The following is a 16815-nucleotide window of genomic DNA, read 5'->3' on the forward strand; positions in this document are numbered from 1 at the left end:
TGCGGGCCTTCGTCCTCGTAGTTCAATGGATAGAACGGGGTCCTCCTAAGACTCAGATACAGGTTCGATTCCTGTCGAGGGCACCACAGACCCGTGGGCGGCCAAATGGCAGATGGCGCGGGGCAGCCGCGATCGCCACAATTCCCTTCATGGACGAGATGGACGATGAGCAGCTCGCCGCTGCTGTCTACGTCTGGCGCACAAAGGCATCGCTGGGCGACCAGGAAGCCGCCGACATTGCGGACATGTTGGAGGCGGAACTGAAAAAGCGGATCGGCCCGACGCCTTCGATGCACGGCGAGTTGTGGACCCGACCCGAACTACCGCAGAAGCGGCGACCATGGTGGCGCTTCTGGTGACGCGACTCAGCTCCCGGAGTCGGCACGCAGACGGAAGGCCAGGCGCTCCAGCGCCTTCATGGCGGCCTCCAGCTCCCCAGCCTCGCGGACAGGCGCGAGATATCGCTCCAAGGTCGACTCTGGTTGCCCAAGGGCGCGACGCTTGCAGTAGACCGCGAACGAAAGATGCCGGCGCTCGAGACCCCTCAGATCGGCAGCCCGCGGCTTCGACATTGACGCGACGATGAGTGCTCTGGCGTAGCCAAGACTTTCGGGCGGCAGGGTGTCCATGCCGCTTTGTCCAACTTCAGGAGCGGCTGCGCAACTCGAACGAAGTGGGGCGATTGTCTTGCGGAGCCCCTTTGCGCGGCCCCAAAAAGAAAACCCGCCGAAGCGGGTTTAAAACAGCCGAGACATGGAAGGCTGTCACAGCCGAGCATCGCAGAAGGGGCTGACCTGGGCCTGAGTTGTGCGGGAGTCGTGCAGGTTTCAAAGTGCATCCGCCCTATTGCGCGCCCCGCCAGCGGCATCTCGCCGGTAGCATGCCGGCATGAGCATCCTCGTTGGCACCGCCTCGTGGACTGACAAGACGCTGATCGAGTGCGGGCGCTTCTACCCTCCGAACTGCAAGACGCCCGAGGCGCGCCTTCGCTACTACGCGTCGATCTTTCCGCTGGTGGAGGTGGACAGCAGCTACTACGCCATCCCGACGCCGATGACGGCGCAGCAATGGGCGCTTCGCACGCCCGACCGCTTCGTCTTCAACGTCAAGGCCTTTCGTCTCTTTACAGGCCATTTCACCGAAACGAAGGTGATGCACAAGGACCTGCAGCTGGCGCTCGGTGCCGGCCGGAAGCTCTACTACAAGGACGTTCCGGAGGAGATCCGCGCCGAGCTCTGGAAGCGCTTCGTCGAGGCCCTAGAGCCACTGCGACTGGCAGGCAAGCTGGGGCTCGTGCACTTCCAGTTTCCTCCGCGATTGAAGTACAGCCAGGAGGCGATGGCGCATATCGAGCGTTGCATCGGATGGATGCCGGACGCCACCCTGAGCATCGAGTTCCGTCACAGGTCGTGGTGGGAGAGCCCGGATCGCACGGCCAGCACGCTGGCGTTCCTGCGGGAACACCGCTTGGTGCACACCATCGTCGATGGCCCCCAGGGTGCCGACAACAGCGTCCCGGCCGTCTGGGAGACCACGCACCCGGACTACCTGCTGCTGCGCCTGCACGGCCGGAACGTCGAAACCTACAACGCCCCGGCCCAGACGGCGGCCGAGCGTTTCGACTACGACTACCCTGACCGGGAACTCGGCGAACTTGCGGCCGAACTGGTGCGGATCGCCTACAGCGTGCGCAACAAGCACATCATCTTCAACAACTGCGATGAAGACAAAGGCCAGCGCAACGGCATGACCTTCCTGAAGATGCTTCTCGCGCATGGCTGAAGACGCCGCGGAAATTGCGCGTCAGCTCCGAGATTTCTCCCAGATGGGCCCGCAGACTGCGTTCCGCGGCCGGAAGTCTTCACAGACCCCTCCACTCCCTCCACCATCCGGCTGTTTCAACCCGCTTCGGCGGGTTTCTTTTTGCCTGCTCGGAACACCACTTGCGGGTTTTCCCTGCCCGCTGGGGACAAGTTTGGGGAAAACAGCACTGGATTCGCATCGGATCGACATCTGGAGCGGCCCCGAACACGATGCTCATGAAATAGGCAGCGGGCCGCAGAGGCTACTGTCACGCAAGCGCGGCTAGAATTCAACGTCCATGCCCCGCTGGCTCATTGCCTCTTTGATCGTCTTTTTGCTTTCCTGCTTCGGCTTCGCGGCCACCGCGCAAGACAGGACGAGCGGATTTCACCATGCGGATGAATGCAAGGTGACGGTGGCATCGATTCAGCACGACACGACCCCGGCCGACGATGCAGCCGCGCAGGACGAGATCGCGAATCTCGACGAAGGCGGGTCCGATTTCACCGAATTCCTCACGGGCGTTCGCCCGCTACTCGTCCCGGCCGTCGCCGCGGTATGGCCTCCGCGCCTGACAGCACTGACTGCGCCCCCGCCTCTGCTCGAACGGCCCAAGCGGCCGCCTCGGGGCACCTTCCTCCTCGTCTAGCTCGCCGCTTCGGAGGCCGTTCGGCCTTCGATTTCCCGATGCGAGCACCTTGCATCGCAGCACTCGTGCGCGCGATGCGATCGATCCGGCGGTCCACCGCCGACCCCATCAGGAATGTAGGAAGGAATCAACGATGCGTCTCACCACCAAAGGCCGCTTTGCCGTGACGGCCATGATCGACGTGGCGCTCCAGGGCTCTGCAGGGCCAGTCAACCTCGGCTCCATCAGCCGGCGACAGCGGATTTCGCTGTCGCATCTCGAACAACTCTTCGCCAGGCTGCGTCGCCATGATCTGGTCGAGTCCACGCGCGGCCCCGGCGGCGGTTATTCGCTCAGCCGCAGACCGACAGAAATCACCGTCGCGCACATCATCAAGGCCATCGATGGCGACGGCCAGGAGAAGACCTCGCCCCGGCATCCCCCGCTTCCGGGCGCGGTGAACCGGCACGCCACTGATGAACTCTGGGCCTCGGTCAGCCAGCGCGCACTGGAGTTTCTCGACACCGTCACGCTGCAGAGCCTGGTGGACGAGCAGATCGCGCGCGGTGTCGAGGTCGAACGCGAGCGCAGCGTGCGCCGCGACCCGCTTCCCACGACACGCGTGAAGCCCGCACCAATCAACGCGCCGAACTCGGTGTTCGCACTCGGGGCGATGCTCGCGAAGCGCTCCTGACGCCGCACGGCGGTTCCGAGGATGCGAAGCCGGCGCCCCGCTCGGGACTTCGGCCGGGCGAGCGCCTATGCTTCGCATCTCCATGACCGCTTCCATTTCCAGCCCTCACGATCTCGCGGTCCTCATTGGCCGCTTCCAGCCGTTTCACAACGGCCATCTTTCACTCCTGGAACAGGCGCTTCGTCTTGCGCCGCGTGTCGTCGTGGTGATCGGTTCGGCCTTCAGCGCGCGCTCGCCGAAGCTGCCTTTCGACTGGCTCGACTGCGCGCGGATGATTCACGCTGCGGTCCCTGAATCCGAACGCGCGCGCATCCTCTGTGTGCCGGTGCGCGATCACTTCGATGAAGCGCGCTGGGTGCGCGCGGTGCGCAGTGCGGTCGCGCAAGTTCTTGCGGAGCACCATGTGGCACCGCCCGCGTCGACAGTGCTGCTCGGCCACTTTCGCGATCCGACGCGCGACTACCTGCGTGACTTTCCGGACTGGACGCTGCACACGCTGGAAGGCACGCCGATCCGGCGGGCCAGCGCGCTGCGCGATGCCGTGTTCTCGCGCGGCCAAGACGGGCTCGCCGACATTTCCGCGGAGGTGCCAGCCGGCACTGTTGATTTCCTGAATGAATGGATCGCTCGCCCCTCGTTCGAGAACTTGCGTCAGGAAGCGGCCATCCTGCGTGAGTACGACATCGCGTGGTCGGTCGCACCCTATCCGCCGGTATTGGTCACTGTCGATTGCGTCGTGAAATGCCGCGACAGCGTGCTGGTGATCCAGCGCGGGCACGCACCCGGCAAGGGTCTCCTCGCGGTGCCGGGAGGATTTCTGGAACAACGCGAAACCACATTCCAGTCGGCCCTGCGCGAACTCGAGGAAGAAACGCATCTCGCAGTCCCGCACGCAACGCTACAGAGCTGCCTCAAAGGTAACGACGTGTTCGACCGCCCCGACCGGAGCCAGCGCGGCCGCACGATCACGCACGGCTTCTTTTTCGATCTCGGCGACCGCGAACCGCCGTCCATCCGCGCGGACGACGATGCCGCGGCGGCGAGCTGGATGCCGATCGATCAGCTCTGCGCGAGCGAAGAACGCTTCCTGGACGACCATTTCCAGATGCTCGACCACTATCTGGCGCTGCTGCCGCGCTAGGCCGCCTGTAGGCACGCGCCGACGCAGTCCCCCAATCTTCTCCGGCAGCGGAGGCGCCAACCGGCGCCTATTCTGTTTTCAAACACACACCGGACCTCCGTGGATGGAAGGCATCATCCTTCCATGGTTCCGTCTGCGTGAGGTGACTGGCTTGCCGAATTGAGTTTGAGTGTTGAGCGACGATTCCTCCTCCCGGCGCATCCCTGCGCCGTTCTACAGCGCCCTCCGGGGCGCTGTTTTTTTGGTGGATCGAGAAGCCGCCGAGTCGCGCTACTTCATGTCGCGACGCAGATCCTGCACATCGGCGTGCAGGCTCTTCGCCCAGGCTCGCCGGTCGCGCCCATGCGAGGACTGGGCTTCGCCGAAGCGCACGATGGCCAGCAGCGGCGGCGACTTGAGCGTGTTCCAGACGGATGAAAGCAGGTTGTCGTCGCCGATGTAACGCGGCGCATAGCTCGTCTCGCCCGACTCCGCATCGGCAAATCGCAGAGCGGCAGGTTGCACCGGTGCGCCGGAAGAAATCGCCGCCTGCAGCAGATTGGCATGAAAGGGAAGCAGCACGTGGCCGTCGCTGGTCGTGCCTTCGGGGAAGACCGCAATCACGTCGCCGTCACGCAGTGCTTCGGCCATGTGGTGCACCACCCGCATGGCGTCGCGTCGCCGCTCGCGCTCGATGTAGAGCGAGCCGGCGCCGTCCGACAGCGTGCCGATCACCGGCCACTGCCGCACGTTGGACTTCGAAACGAAGCGCACATGCCGCGCCGCGTGGATGGTGAGGATATCCAGCCACGACAGGTGGTTGCAGATCAGCAGCACCGGCCCATGCGCCGGCGGCGTGCCCTGCACAGTGAGCCGGATGCCCATGAGGTTGAGCATGCGCTCGGCCCAGCGCTGGACGTGCGCCTCGCGCTCCGCCACCGACAGCGACGGAAACTTCGAGCGAATGATCCACCAGCCCCGGGACACATGCGCGATGGCGCGCAGCAGTTTCAGGCTCGCGGAAAGTGCGTGCATCGTGTTGGGAAAAGCCCGATCAACCGTGGACGACGCGGCCGCCGACCACCGTGAAACGGGCGCGTCCATGCATCGCGTAGCCGCCGAACGGCGTGAACTTGCCCTGGCTGCGAAGCGCATCGGGCGTGACCTGCCATTCATGCGCAGGATCGATGACGCACAAGTCGGCCACGCCGCCCTGCGCCAGGCGCCCCACGCCCTCGGAGCCGATCAGCCCCGCGGGCGCGGCCGTGACGACCTCGATCGCGCGCATCAATCCGGCGCCGCTCTGCTCGCCCCATTGCAGCGCCAGCGGCAGCAGCAGCTCGAGGCCTGTCGCGCCCGCTCCGCTCTCGGCGAACGGCAAGGTCTTCTCATCGGTTTCCACGGGCGTGTGGTCGGAGACGAGCGCATCGATGGTCCCGTCCGCCAGTCCCGCAGAGAGCGCATCGCGGTCGCGCTGTTGCCGCAGCGGCGGGCTGAGCCGCGCGCGGCTGTCGAAATAGCCGATGTCGGTGTCGACGAGATGCAGCGAATTGATGCTCACGTCGCAGGTCAGCGGCAGACCTTCTGCCTTGGCTGCGCGCACCTGCGCCACACCGGCCGCGCTCGAGAGCCGGCACAGATGTACGCGCGCACCGGTCGCGCGCACGAGCTCGACGATCGTGAAGATGGCGATCGTCTCCGCCGCCACCGGCACGCCGGCAAGGCCGAGGCGTGTCGCAAGCGGTCCGCTTGCTGCAACGCCCTTGCCGAGATCGCGATCCTGCGGACGCAGCCACACCGCGTAGCCGAACGTGCTCGCGTACTGAAGCGCGCGCAGGAGCACCTGCGTATTGCCGAACGGCACATCGGCTTGGCCGAAGCCCACGCAGCCGGCCTCGGTGAGCGCGGCCATCTCCGTGAGCACTTCGCCCGCCAGCCCGCGCGTGAGCGCGCCCTGAGCGAACAGGCGCGCGCGCTGGAGCTTCTCGGCGCGGAACTTCAGCATCTCGACGAGGCCCGGCTCATCGAGCACCGGGTCCGTGTCGGGCGGGCACACGAGGCTGGTCACGCCTCCGGCCACCGCTGCGGCCATTTCGCTGTCGAGCATGCCTTCGTGCTCATAGCCGGGCTCACGCAGCCGCGCCGCGAGATCGACCAGCCCCGGCACGACGATGCACCCTTGCGCATCAAGCGTGCGGTCCGCGCGGAAGTCGCTGCCGACATTGCCGATGGCGACGAGCTTGCCGTCAGCAATCGCCACGTCGGCCTTCTTGTCGAGCCTGGACGCCGGGTCAACCACGCGCCCATTGATGATCTGAATATTCATTGTTCTGTCCTCTGTCGAGCGCAACCCGGGCATGGCTAGGCTTCATTCCCTGCGACGATGCTCATCACGGCCATTCGGACCGCGATGCCGAAAGTGACCTGCGGCAGGATCACGCTCTGCCGCCCGTCGACCACGGCGGAGTCGATCTCCACACCGCGATTGATCGGACCCGGATGCATCACGATCGCATCCGGTTTCGCGAGTTGCAGCTTGTCCGGCGTGAGCCCGTAGGTCTTGAAGAATTCCTGCGACGACGGCAGCAGCGCACCGCTCATGCGCTCGTTCTGCAGACGCAACATGATCACCACGTCGCAGTCCTTGATGCCCTCTTCGAGCGAGTGGAAGACCCGCACGCCCATCTGAGCGAGGTCACCTGGCACCAGCGTCTTGGGGCCCACCACGCGCACTTCGGCGCAGCCGAGCGTGGTCAGTGCATGGATGTCGGAACGCGCCACGCGCGAATGCAGCACGTCACCGACGATCGCCACCGTGAGGTTCGCGAAGTCCTTCTTGTAGTGACGAATCGTGTACATGTCGAGCAGGCCCTGCGTCGGATGCGCATGGCGTCCGTCGCCGGCATTCACCACGTGCACATGCGGCGCGACGTGCTGCGCGATGAGGTAGGGCGCGCCCGATTCGCTGTGGCGCACGACGAAGAGGTCCGCCGCCATCGCGCTCAGGTTGGCGATGGTGTCGAGCAGCGATTCGCCCTTGGAGGCCGACGAACGCGAGATGTCGAGGTTGATCACGTCGGCCGACAGCCGCTTGGCCGCGATCTCGAAGGTGGTGCGCGTGCGCGTGGAGTTCTCGAAGAACAGGTTGAACACGCTCTTGCCGCGCAAGAGCGGCACCTTCTTGACCTCGCGGTCGCTCACGCTGGTGAAGTTCGCGGCGGTATCGAGGATGTGCGTGAGGATGTCTTTCGGCAGGCCCTCGATCGAGAGCAGGTGGATCAGCTCGCCGTTCTTGTTGAGCTGCGGGTTTCGTTTGTAGAGCATTACTTGTTGTCCTCCACCTTGAAGCTGAACGCGCCGGAGTCTGCGCGAGCGAGCGCGAGCAGCTGCGTCGCCGGCAGCTCGAGCTTCTGGGCTGCAAAGTCCGCAGCGACCGGAAGCTCACGGCCTCCGCGATCGATCATGACGGCGAGGCGCACTTGCGCCGGGCGGCCGAAGTCGAACAGCTCGTTGAGCACCGCGCGGATGGTGCGGCCGGTATAGAGAACGTCGTCGAGCAGCAGCACATCGGCGCCGTCGACATCGAAAGGCAGCGAAGTCTGCGCGCTCGCCGAGAGACCACGACGCGCGAAATCGTCGCGGTGCATCGCGGACGAAATGATGCCGGGCGCGCCAGCAAGGCCGAGGTCTTTCTGCAGGCGCTCGACCAGCCAGGCACCGCCGGAGGTCACGCCGACCAGGCGCGTGTTGTCGCGCATCAGGGATTTCACGCCGCGCAGCAACTCGACGTAAAGCGCCTCGGCGTCAGGGATGGAGTTCACGGAAGGCTCCTCAGGAACTGTTCAAGAATGATGCAGGCCGATGCGGCATCGGCGTCGCGCGCGCCCGAGGCGAGCGCCTCGGTCGTGCTGTAGCGTTCGTCGACCTCGTACACCGGCAGCTTGAAGCGGCCGTGCAATTGGCGCGCAAAGCGCTGCGCCGCGCGGGTGTTGTCGTGGGGCGCGCCGTCAGGATGGCGGGGCACGCCGACGACCAGCGCGTCGGGTTGCCACTCGCGGATGCGCGCCTCGACCTGCGCAAAGCGTGCGTCGCCTTCGGCCTTGATGGTGGCTTGCGGCGTTGCGGTCTTCAGCAGGCGATTGCCGCTTGCCACGCCGGTGCGCTTCTGGCCGAAGTCGAAGGCCAGAAAGCTTTGAAAGTGGGAAGGAACGGAAAGCGGAGGGGCTGCGCCGTCAGGCATCGCCAATCCACTCATGCATGCCCCGCGTCGGGCGAGAGCGTCCAGGCCTGCAGGCCCAGGAGCGACAGCGCCTTGTCGTAGCGCTGCTCGACGGGGGTATCGAAGATCACGGCCGGGTCGGCACCGACCGTCAGCCAGCTGTTTTCGGCAAGTTCGGATTCGAGCTGGCCTTCGCCCCAGGCCGCGTAACCGAGCGAAACAAGCACCTTGCGCGGACCCGCGCCGGTGGCGAGCGCCTCCAGCACGTCCTTTGAAGTGGTCATTTCCAGCCCACCCGGGATGGTCATGGTGGAGGCGTAGACGGATTCGTTCGGCTGGTCAGCGCGCGCAAAGACCGGTTCGTGGAGCACGAAACCGCGTTCGGTCTGCACGGGGCCGCCCTGGAAGACCGGCGCCTTGCCGATCTCGGGGCTGGAAAGATGCAGTTCGATCTTTTCGAACAGAACGCCGAGGTTGATGTCGCTGGGCTTGTTGATCACAAGGCCGAGCGCGCCGCGCTCGCTGTGCTCGCAGAGATAGACCACGCTGCGGCTGAACGCCTTGTCTTCCAGACCCGGCATCGCAATCAGGAAATGATGCGTCAAGTTCATCGGGGCAGAATCGGAGGCCATGCCGCCGATTTTACTGGCCGTCGACAAGATCTACCCCAAGGGCCTGATGTGGTTTCGTCGCGATCTCCGCGTCGACGACAACGCAGCGCTCTACCAGGCGCTGCGAGCCTGCCGGCAGGTGGTTTGCGTGTTCGTGTTCGACCGCGCGATCCTCGATTCGCTGCCGCGCGCCGACCGGCGGGTGGAATTCATCCGCGAATCGCTGGTGGAGCTCGACGCGGAACTGCACACGCTCGGCGGCGGCCTGATCGTCCGTCACGCAGTTGCGGAAGACGAGATCGCCCCGTTGGCTCACGCGCTGGACGTGCAGGCGGTGTTCGCGAACCGCGACGACGAGCCCGATGCGCTCGACCGCGACGCCAAGGTGCTCGGCGCGCTCGCGAATGCCGGTATCGCCTTTCATACCTACAAGGATCAGGCCGTGTTCGACCGGGACGAGGTCCTGACGCAGGTCGGACAGCCCTATACCGTCTTCACACCCTACAAGCGCGCCTGGCTCGGCAAGCTCGACGCCTTCTACCTGAAGGCGTACCCGGTACGAACCTATACGGAAGCGCTCGCGCGCCCACCCGAGAAGTTCAGGCACGCGGTCCCGTCACTGAAGGACATTGGCTTCGAGAAAACCAATCTCGCCGATTTGGAGATTCCGACGGGCAGCCAGGGCGGCTCGGCGCTGTTCGACGACTTCTCACGACGGATCGACCGCTATCGCGAGGCGCGCGATTTCCCGTCGGTGCGCGGGCCGAGCTACCTGGGCATTCACCTGCGCTTCGGGACGGTATCTGTCCGACAACTCGCGGGCGCTGCACACCAGTTGTCGCAGCAGGGCGATGAAGGCGCGGCAACCTGGCTGGGCGAACTGATCTGGCGCGACTTCTTCTTCCAGATCCTCACGCACCATCCCCACATGGTCGAAGGCGGCAAGAGGCGCAGCTTCAGGCCCGAGTACGACAAGATCCAGTGGCACCACGGCAAGCACGCCGACATGCTGTTCGATGCCTGGTGCGAGGGACGGACGGGGTACCCGCTCGTCGATGCCGCCATGGCGCAAATCAACCAGACCGGCTACATGCACAACCGCCTTCGCATGGTGGTCGCGAGCTTTCTGTGCAAGGACCTCGGCCTCGACTGGCGGCGCGGCGAACGCTACTTCGAGACCCACCTCAACGACTTCGAGCTGTCGTCGAACAACGGCAACTGGCAATGGGCGAGTTCGAGCGGGTGCGACGCCCAGCCCTATTTCAGAATCTTCAATCCCGTCACGCAAAGCGAGAAGTTCGATCCTGAGGGCAAGTTCATCCGACGCTACCTGCCGCAGCTTTCGAAGCTGTCCGACTCGGTGATCCATGCACCGTGGACGGCGGCACCGCTGGAACTGGAAGCCGCAGGCGTCAAGCTGGGCGAGAACTACCCCAACCCGATCGTCGATCACGCCGAAGCGCGGGAGCGCACGCTCCAGCGCTACGCGGTCGTGAAGGAGGCGCAGCGCGACTCGCGCTAGCGCCACCCTCCTCGATCAGGCTACCAACGCTACGGGCAGTTCGACGCCCGTGTAGCTGCGCACGAGACGCAGCAGCTCTTCTTCCGAATACGGCTTGCCAAGGTAGTGATTCACACCCAGCGCGCGCGCATGGTCGTGGTGCTTCTCGGCGATCCGCGAAGTGATCATGATGATCGGGAGATCAGCCAGCGATGCGTCCGCGCGAATGTTGCGCGCAAGGTCGAAGCCATCCATGCGCGGCATCTCGATGTCCGACAGCACGACCGCGGGGCGTTCCTGCTGCAGACGTTCGAGTGCTTGCAGGCCATCCGCCGCCAGCGCCACGCGATAGCCTTCGCGCTGCAGCAGGCGCTGCGTGACGCGTCGCACCGTGATCGAGTCGTCGACCACCAGCACCAGCGGCACCTGTGCAGGGGCCTGGGTCACCGGGGTCGCCGGCTGAGCACCTCCGACCTCCGGAGTCGCAGCGCCACGATTTACCGAAGCCTGGAACGCGCGGGCCTTGTCGCTATGGACTGCCGCCAGCGCGACCGGGTTGTAGATCAGCGCAACGGCACCCGATGCGAGCACCGAGATCGCTGCCATGCCCGGCAGCCGAGAAAGCTGAGGGCCGAGGTTCTTCACCACGACTTCCTGGTTGCCCAGCACTTCGTCCACGTGCAGCGCCACACGCTGCGCGGCGCTTCGCACGACCACGATCGTGTTCGCCTTGCCCGGCGCGCGTTCGCTGCGCGGGGAAGACTGCAAGAGCGCACCGGCCCAGTAGAACGGCACCTGTTCGCCGCCGAACGGGTAGTGCTGATCCAGGTAGGCCTTCTCGAGCTCGGACGCACCGGCGCGCAGCACCAGTTCAACCAGGTTGGAAGGCACGCCGATGTTGACCGCGCCTGCGCGCATCATCACGACGTGCGTCACCGCCGTCGTGAGCGGCAGGACCAGCTTGAAGGTGGTCCCGTGCCCCGGCTTGCTGTGCGTCTCGATTCGGCCGCCGAGGCCCGCGACCTGAGCGCGCACCACGTCCATGCCGATGCCGCGGCCAGCCAGCTCGGACACCTGCTCGGCGGTCGAGAAGCCTGGTTGGAAGATCAATTCCGCCGCTTCTTCTTCGCTGAGCTGCTGGCTTTCGGCGACCAGGCCGAGCGAGCGAGCACGGGCGACGATCCGGTCGTACTTGAGGCCACCACCATCGTCCTGGAAGCTCACCGAGACGTCGTTGCCTTCCTGATGCAGTTCGATGACGATCAGGCCGCTCGGATCCTTGCCGGCTTTCTCGCGCGCCGTCGCATCCTCGATACCGTGTGCGACGCAGTTGCGCAGCAGATGCTCGAAGGCCGGCGTCATCCGTTCGAGGACGCCACGGTCCATCTCGATCGAGCCGCCGGTGATGTCGAGCCGCACCTGCTTCCCGGTGTCCTTCGACGCCTGGCGCACGACGCGATACAGACGGTCCGAGATGCCCTCGAACTCCACCATGCGCGTACGCAACAACCCGCGCTGCAGTTCACGCGTCTGCCGCGCCTGCGCACTCAGGTCGTCTTCCGTCGCCTGGACAGTCTTCTGGAGCGTGCGCTGCACGGTCGCCACGTCGTTGACCGACTCGGCCATCATGCGCGTGAGCTCCTGCACGCGGGTGAAGCGGTCGAACTCGAGCGGGTCGAAGCCCTGTTGCGAATCCTTGGCCTGCGCGAGGCGCGATTGCATCTGGCTTTCGGCCTGCACCTCGATATCGCGCAATTGCTGGCGCAGACGGTCGAGGTTACCGGTGAGGTCGGTCAGCGAACTGCGCAATTGACCCAGCTCGGCCTCGAGGCGCGAACGCGTGATGATGACTTCACCCGCCTGGGCCACCAGACGGTCGAGCAGATGCGTGCGGATGCGGACCGCCTGACTCGACACCGCACGCAGCGGCGTGAGCACGGACGGCGAAGGCATGGCGATCGCGGCGCGCTCCACGAGCGGTTCCGCGGGGGTCGGCGCAGCAGCAACCGGTTCGGCTTCCGCCGGCGTTTCATGTTCAGGCGTAGCCGCCTCGACGACCGAGGGCGTCGCCGGAGCCACCACTGCCACAGGCGTGGCAGCGCGCTGGACCAGTTCGGCCTGCGTCGCATCGTCCGCGGCCCGCAGCGCATCGAAGTTGGCCTGCAGGGCGTCGAAGCGCGTGAGCAACTGCTCGATCGCGTGCCGATCGGCGCCTTCGGAGCCGATCCCTTCGATCTCCGACTCCATGCGGTGGGCACGCTCGCCCAGGCGCATGGCGCCAGCCAGCCGCGCGCTGCCCTTCAGCGTGTGCAGCGTGCGTAGCGCGGAGCTGCGCGGCGCCTTGTTTTCGGGATCCTGCGCCCAATCGCGCAGTGCGGCGCCCAATTGCGGAAGGAGTTCGTTGGCCTCTTCCTCGAAGATCGGGAAGAGGTCCATGTCGACCGCATCGGCGACATCCGAGGCTTCGTCGGAATCGTCGAGCAACACATCGGAGCCGACGTTGCGCACCAAGTGAAGCGGCGCGGCAACCGGCTCGACCGTCTCCGCGGGCAGCTGCGACGCCTCGACATTGCGCAGCGCTTCCACAGTTTCTTCGGCAGGCTCTCGCAGGAACCCGGCCGCGAACTGGTGCAGCAGGCGCCGCAGTTCCTCGGCGGCAGCGATCAGCACCGCGCCCTGCTCGGGTGTGCCGCGACCCTGCGTGTGCAGATGCTGAAGCGCGGATTCGAACAAGCGCGCCATGCCCGAGAGGCTTTGGAAGCCCACCGTGGCAGAGCTACCGGCCAGCGAATGCGCAAGGCTGATCGCCGACATCGGAACGCGCTCGTGCGTTTCGAGCGCCCATTCGCCCACCTCGGTCGCGAGCTGGCGCGACCATTCGTCGGCTTCGTTCAGATAGACGTTGTAGAGCGCGATGCCAATGCGCAGCGGGCCGATGACCTTGACCTGCTCTTCCGCGCTCTGGGCCGATGCGGGCTCGGCCTGGGGCTCTTCGGTCGCTTCGGCAACTGGCTCGGCGGGGGTTGCTTCGGCAAGCAACGGCTCCGCCATGTCGATAGGTGGCAACTCCACCGCAGCCGTCTCGACCGCTGCCTCTTCATGAACGGGCGGCAGTTCGTCGATGGCCGGCAACTCGTCGATGACCGGCGCTTCGACACGCGCGGAGCCCTCAACTTCGAGCGTCGGTTCGGGCACAGCCGGAGCTTCGGGTTCGAGGCTCAGTGCAAATGCAGGCTCGGGCTCCGGCGTGGACGCCACTGCCGCATCAGCCGCAGGCTCGTCTACCAGCGGTTCGGGCTCCAGCTCCAGCGGCGGCAGCTCGTCGCGCTCGGGTGCCGGCCGCGACGCAGCCGCCACGAGGGACGGCTCGAGCGCCGTGTGCACGGTCTCCAGGAAATCGCCGTCGTCGTACTCGCCCAAGGGCGCAACCTCTTCGGGCGGCGGCTCGGGCTTGGTGTCGAAGTCCAGGAAGTCTGTCGATGCGAATCCGTCGTCGGAACGCTGAGACTCCACAGGGGGCTGTTCCGGTACGGTTTCCGGAGACTGATCCCTGGACTGATCGAGGCCGGACCACACAGTGGGCTCTTCGGCGCGCGCGACCAGGGGCTCCTCGGCCGGCGCTTCTTCCGGTTCAGCGGCAAGCGGCGCCTCTTCAGCCTTCGAACTCAGATCGAGTTCGAGTTCCAGGTCACGAAGGTCCGGCAACTCGGGCAGCGGTACGGGCTCCATCGGAGCCGACGGCACTTCAGCCGCGGCTTCGGCGGCGATGTGGCGCGCGGCGGCGACGAGCGCCTCGGCATCCGCCACACGGGCCGGAACCTCCAAAGGCTCGCCGGTGCGCAGCGATTCGGCGATCGCGAGGAAAGGCGCCGATTTCCAGCTGTGCGAACCGCCCGCGGCGATCGCTTCGACCCATTTGGCGAAGTCCTGGAGCGCATTGCGGGTGCCGGTGATCAACTGCGGCGTTGCGGGACGCTGGTCGGCCAGCCAGGTGTTCAGCACCTGCTCGAGCGACCAGGCGGCTTCGCCGAAATCCATCAGCCCGACCATGCGCGAGCTGCCCTTCAGCGTGTGGAATGCACGGCGCAGGATGGTCAGCTCACCTTCATCGTCCGGACGCGCGCCGAGCGCAGACACGGCCGCCAGGCCGTTGTGCAGAACTTCGCGGGCCTCATCGAGGAAGATGTTCTGGAGGTCGTCTTCCTCCAGTTCGGTCACTTCGGTGTCGGGCAGCGCCTCGAGCGGCGCGGGCCCGGTGATCTTGGAGGTCCAGCTCGTGGCCGCCTGGCTGAATTCCTCGATCGGCGACGGTGGCGGCTTGCGCGACCCAGGCGTTGCGAGCGCGGCGAGTTTTGCCGCGATCTGCGCATCGACTTGCTCGACGCTCATGACCGCTTCGGTGATCGCGACCGGACCGGATGCCGATGCGAAGGCCGCCGGCGCGGCCGCTTCGGCCGATGCGTCGCTTGCCTGCCGGCCCATGAGCGGCTTGAGTTCGCCAATCTCCTCGTCGAACACAAACAGCCGCTTGGCCAGCGCAGGCTGGTAGCTGAGCATGTCGATCAGGAAACCCAGCGCACCCAGGTTGTTGCCGAGCGAGTCGAAGGCGCGGATCTCGTCGGTCGGCGACTCTTCGGCGAGCAGTTGGTCCACGTTCTCGCGCATGCGCTGCACGGTCTGGGCCGCCTGGTCGAGGCCCAGTACCGAGAACACGCCGCGCATCTGCAGGAGCTGCGACGGCACGTTGCGCAGGAGGCCCTTTTCGGTCGGCCGACGGAAGAACTGGTCCAGCGATTTTTCGAGTTCGCTCAGATGGCTGCGCAGCTCGCCCACCACGGTGCCCATGGTCTGACGATCGCTCACGCGGCGGTAGAGCTCCTCCATCCAGGGCTCCAGCGGCTCCGAGCGACCACCGTCGCGCGCGCGTTCGATGCGTCCGGCGAGCTGGATCGTACGGGCGGTGAGCTGCCTGTCCTGCGGATCGAGATCCTCGAAAGCGGCCTCGAGGTAGAGCACCGAGGTCGCGACTTCCATCGCGAGTTCGGTGCCGGGCGGCTGACCGGAGCGAACCGAGGCATCGACCGCGTTGTTGAGCGCCTGCACCATCGGCTGGCTCGGCGGATGCAGCTTCTGCAAGGACTCGCCGAGCTGCGCGAAGGTGTCCACGACCTGTCGCGTGCGGCCGACGTCGCCGCCGGACAGCGCGGACCACATTTCCTTCGCGGTCTCAATGCGCTTGCGCGCCTGCGCGAGCACCAGCGGATCGAAGCGACCGAACTGCTCGATCGTGTAGTCGACCTTCTGCTCGTTCGAAATGCCCCATGCGGCGCGCACGGCGCGCAGCGTCGCGGCTTCGTCGCCCGTTCCGGGAGCGGCCTGTGCACAGAAGAACAGCAGGTCCTGGCCGAGGCGGTCGGACACCGTGTTGTCGCCGCGTGCCAGCGTGGCGTATTGCAACAGCACACGCGAAGCGGCGCGCTTCACATGCGAATCGGCAGGGATGAGCGCCAGTGCCAGCGCCTCGAAGAAGCCGGCAGCGAGCGTCCAGAAGCTGGCCACCCTCGGCACCGAGGCGCCGCGGCCGAGGCCGAGGCACAAAGCCTGCAGGCGGCGCGCCGCATTGTCATCGCCGCTCTTGACGACCTGGAGGACCTCCCGGTCGAGCTTGGAACGCACCGCGGGGTCATACACCAGCGCGGTCTGGGTCGGCGCGGGCTTGATTTCGACCCAGCGCCAGGTCATGTTCCAGAGGTCGGCCGGATGGACCCGCTCGTTGCCGACCAGTTCTAGGACTTCGCGGTACTGCGGGAAGAGGGCAACCGACGACACCGTCTTGCCCGCCACCACCGCGTTCAGGAAATCGGCAACCGCGAAGCCTGCGCGCTCGATCTTCTGGACCGCGGCATCGTTGCAGCGCAACGGCTCGGTGACGAAGCTCTGCACCGCGAACTCCATCGCGCCGAGCACGAGAGCGGGCGCAGTGTGGCCCACCATCTGCAGCGCGCCGACGGCCTGATGCAATTGCTGCCGGGCCTGTCGCACCGGCATGGAGTCGATTTCCGAACCCGGCAGGGCCGACGCAGCATCGCGCGAGAAGCGCCGCAAGGTCTTGCCCACGGCATCGAGCGATTTCTGGATTTCTCCGAGAACCCAGGCCAGCGGCCCAAGATCCTCCGTTGCCGGCGCGTTGCCGGCGGTGTGGGCAGCGGGACTTTGAATCGACACGTTGGGCGCTCGGC

General features: G+C 66.0%; 14 protein-coding genes and 1 tRNA gene. 7 read left to right on the forward strand and 8 right to left on the reverse strand.

The genetic code is table 11. The features are described 5' to 3' along the window. Nucleotides 1-11 precede the first annotated feature (11 nt). Nucleotides 12-86 (forward strand) — tRNA-Arg (locus FHW64_RS20475). Nucleotides 87-149: 63 nt separating this feature from the next. Next, nucleotides 150-359: a hypothetical protein gene (locus tag FHW64_RS20480; RefSeq protein WP_184529608.1), complete on the forward strand. Its 210-nt coding sequence runs from the start codon at nt 150-152 to the stop codon at nt 357-359. A 6-nt stretch (nt 360-365) separates the two neighbouring features. Here the strand turns inward: FHW64_RS20480 and FHW64_RS20485 are convergent, their stop codons facing one another. Continuing rightward, entirely contained in the window at nt 366-629 is a 264-nt protein-coding gene (locus FHW64_RS20485) for a hypothetical protein (protein ID WP_184529610.1), read from the reverse strand. A 259-nt stretch (nt 630-888) separates the two neighbouring features. Here FHW64_RS20485 and FHW64_RS20490 point away from each other — a divergent pair, with 259 nt between their 5' ends. The 4 genes from FHW64_RS20490 to FHW64_RS20505 all read left to right on the forward strand — a co-directional run bounded on the left by FHW64_RS20490 (nt 889) and on the right by FHW64_RS20505 (nt 4266). Further along, entirely contained in the window at nt 889-1782 is an 894-nt protein-coding gene (locus tag FHW64_RS20490; protein ID WP_184529612.1) for a DUF72 domain-containing protein, read from the forward strand. A 319-nt stretch (nt 1783-2101) separates the two neighbouring features. Then, nucleotides 2102-2452 (forward strand): hypothetical protein, encoded by a 351-nt coding sequence (locus FHW64_RS20495; RefSeq protein ID WP_184529614.1) that lies wholly within the window; start codon nt 2102-2104, stop codon nt 2450-2452. A 133-nt stretch (nt 2453-2585) separates the two neighbouring features. After that, nucleotides 2586-3125, forward strand: a complete 540-nt coding sequence (locus tag FHW64_RS20500; RefSeq protein WP_184529616.1) for an Rrf2 family transcriptional regulator — start codon at nt 2586-2588, stop codon at nt 3123-3125. Between the two features lie 82 nt (nt 3126-3207). After that, nucleotides 3208-4266 (forward strand): NUDIX domain-containing protein, encoded by a 1059-nt coding sequence (locus tag FHW64_RS20505; protein WP_184529618.1) that lies wholly within the window; start codon nt 3208-3210, stop codon nt 4264-4266. A gap of 270 nt (nt 4267-4536) precedes the next feature. On the opposite strand, the gene FHW64_RS20510 is transcribed toward FHW64_RS20505, so the two are convergent. Genes FHW64_RS20510 through FHW64_RS20535 form a run of 6 tightly spaced genes read right to left on the reverse strand, consistent with a single transcriptional unit; the run spans nt 4537 to nt 9096 of the window. Further along, entirely contained in the window at nt 4537-5280 is a 744-nt protein-coding gene (locus tag FHW64_RS20510) for a 1-acyl-sn-glycerol-3-phosphate acyltransferase (protein WP_184529620.1), read from the reverse strand. A gap of 19 nt (nt 5281-5299) precedes the next feature. Beyond that, nucleotides 5300-6571 (reverse strand): dihydroorotase, encoded by a 1272-nt coding sequence (locus FHW64_RS20515; RefSeq protein WP_184529622.1) that lies wholly within the window; start codon nt 6569-6571, stop codon nt 5300-5302. Between the two features lie 35 nt (nt 6572-6606). Then, on the reverse strand, nt 6607-7569 hold the full coding sequence (locus FHW64_RS20520) for an aspartate carbamoyltransferase catalytic subunit (RefSeq protein ID WP_184529624.1): 963 nt from the start codon (nt 7567-7569) through the stop codon (nt 6607-6609). Further along, nucleotides 7569-8066 (reverse strand): bifunctional pyr operon transcriptional regulator/uracil phosphoribosyltransferase PyrR, encoded by a 498-nt coding sequence (pyrR, locus tag FHW64_RS20525; RefSeq protein WP_184529626.1) that lies wholly within the window; start codon nt 8064-8066, stop codon nt 7569-7571. Before pyrR ends, FHW64_RS20520 begins: the two co-directional genes overlap by 1 nt. Next, a complete protein-coding gene (gene ruvX, locus FHW64_RS20530) occupies nt 8063-8500 on the reverse strand; it encodes a Holliday junction resolvase RuvX (protein WP_184529627.1) in 438 nt (145 codons plus the stop codon). The genes pyrR and ruvX overlap by 4 nt, the downstream gene beginning before the upstream one ends. Next, nucleotides 8497-9096 (reverse strand): YqgE/AlgH family protein, encoded by a 600-nt coding sequence (locus FHW64_RS20535; RefSeq protein WP_184529629.1) that lies wholly within the window; start codon nt 9094-9096, stop codon nt 8497-8499. Before FHW64_RS20535 ends, ruvX begins: the two co-directional genes overlap by 4 nt. On the opposite strand from FHW64_RS20535, the gene FHW64_RS20540 reads away from it, so the two are divergent. Further along, the gene (locus tag FHW64_RS20540) at nt 9095-10597 is read left to right on the forward strand and encodes a deoxyribodipyrimidine photo-lyase (protein ID WP_184529631.1); all 1503 of its coding nucleotides are present in this window, start codon (nt 9095-9097) and stop codon (nt 10595-10597) included. The two genes, FHW64_RS20535 and FHW64_RS20540, sit on opposite strands and share 2 nt — an antisense overlap. 15 nt (nt 10598-10612) lie before the next feature. Here FHW64_RS20540 and FHW64_RS20545 read toward each other — a convergent pair whose 3' ends face one another. Next, a complete protein-coding gene (locus FHW64_RS20545; RefSeq protein ID WP_184529633.1) occupies nt 10613-16801 on the reverse strand; it encodes an Hpt domain-containing protein in 6189 nt (2062 codons plus the stop codon). Nucleotides 16802-16815: the final 14 nt, after the last annotated feature.

Source organism: Variovorax sp. Sphag1AA (genome assembly GCF_014192575.1).
In the GTDB taxonomy this organism is placed as follows: Bacteria; Pseudomonadota; Gammaproteobacteria; order Burkholderiales; family Burkholderiaceae_C; genus Variovorax.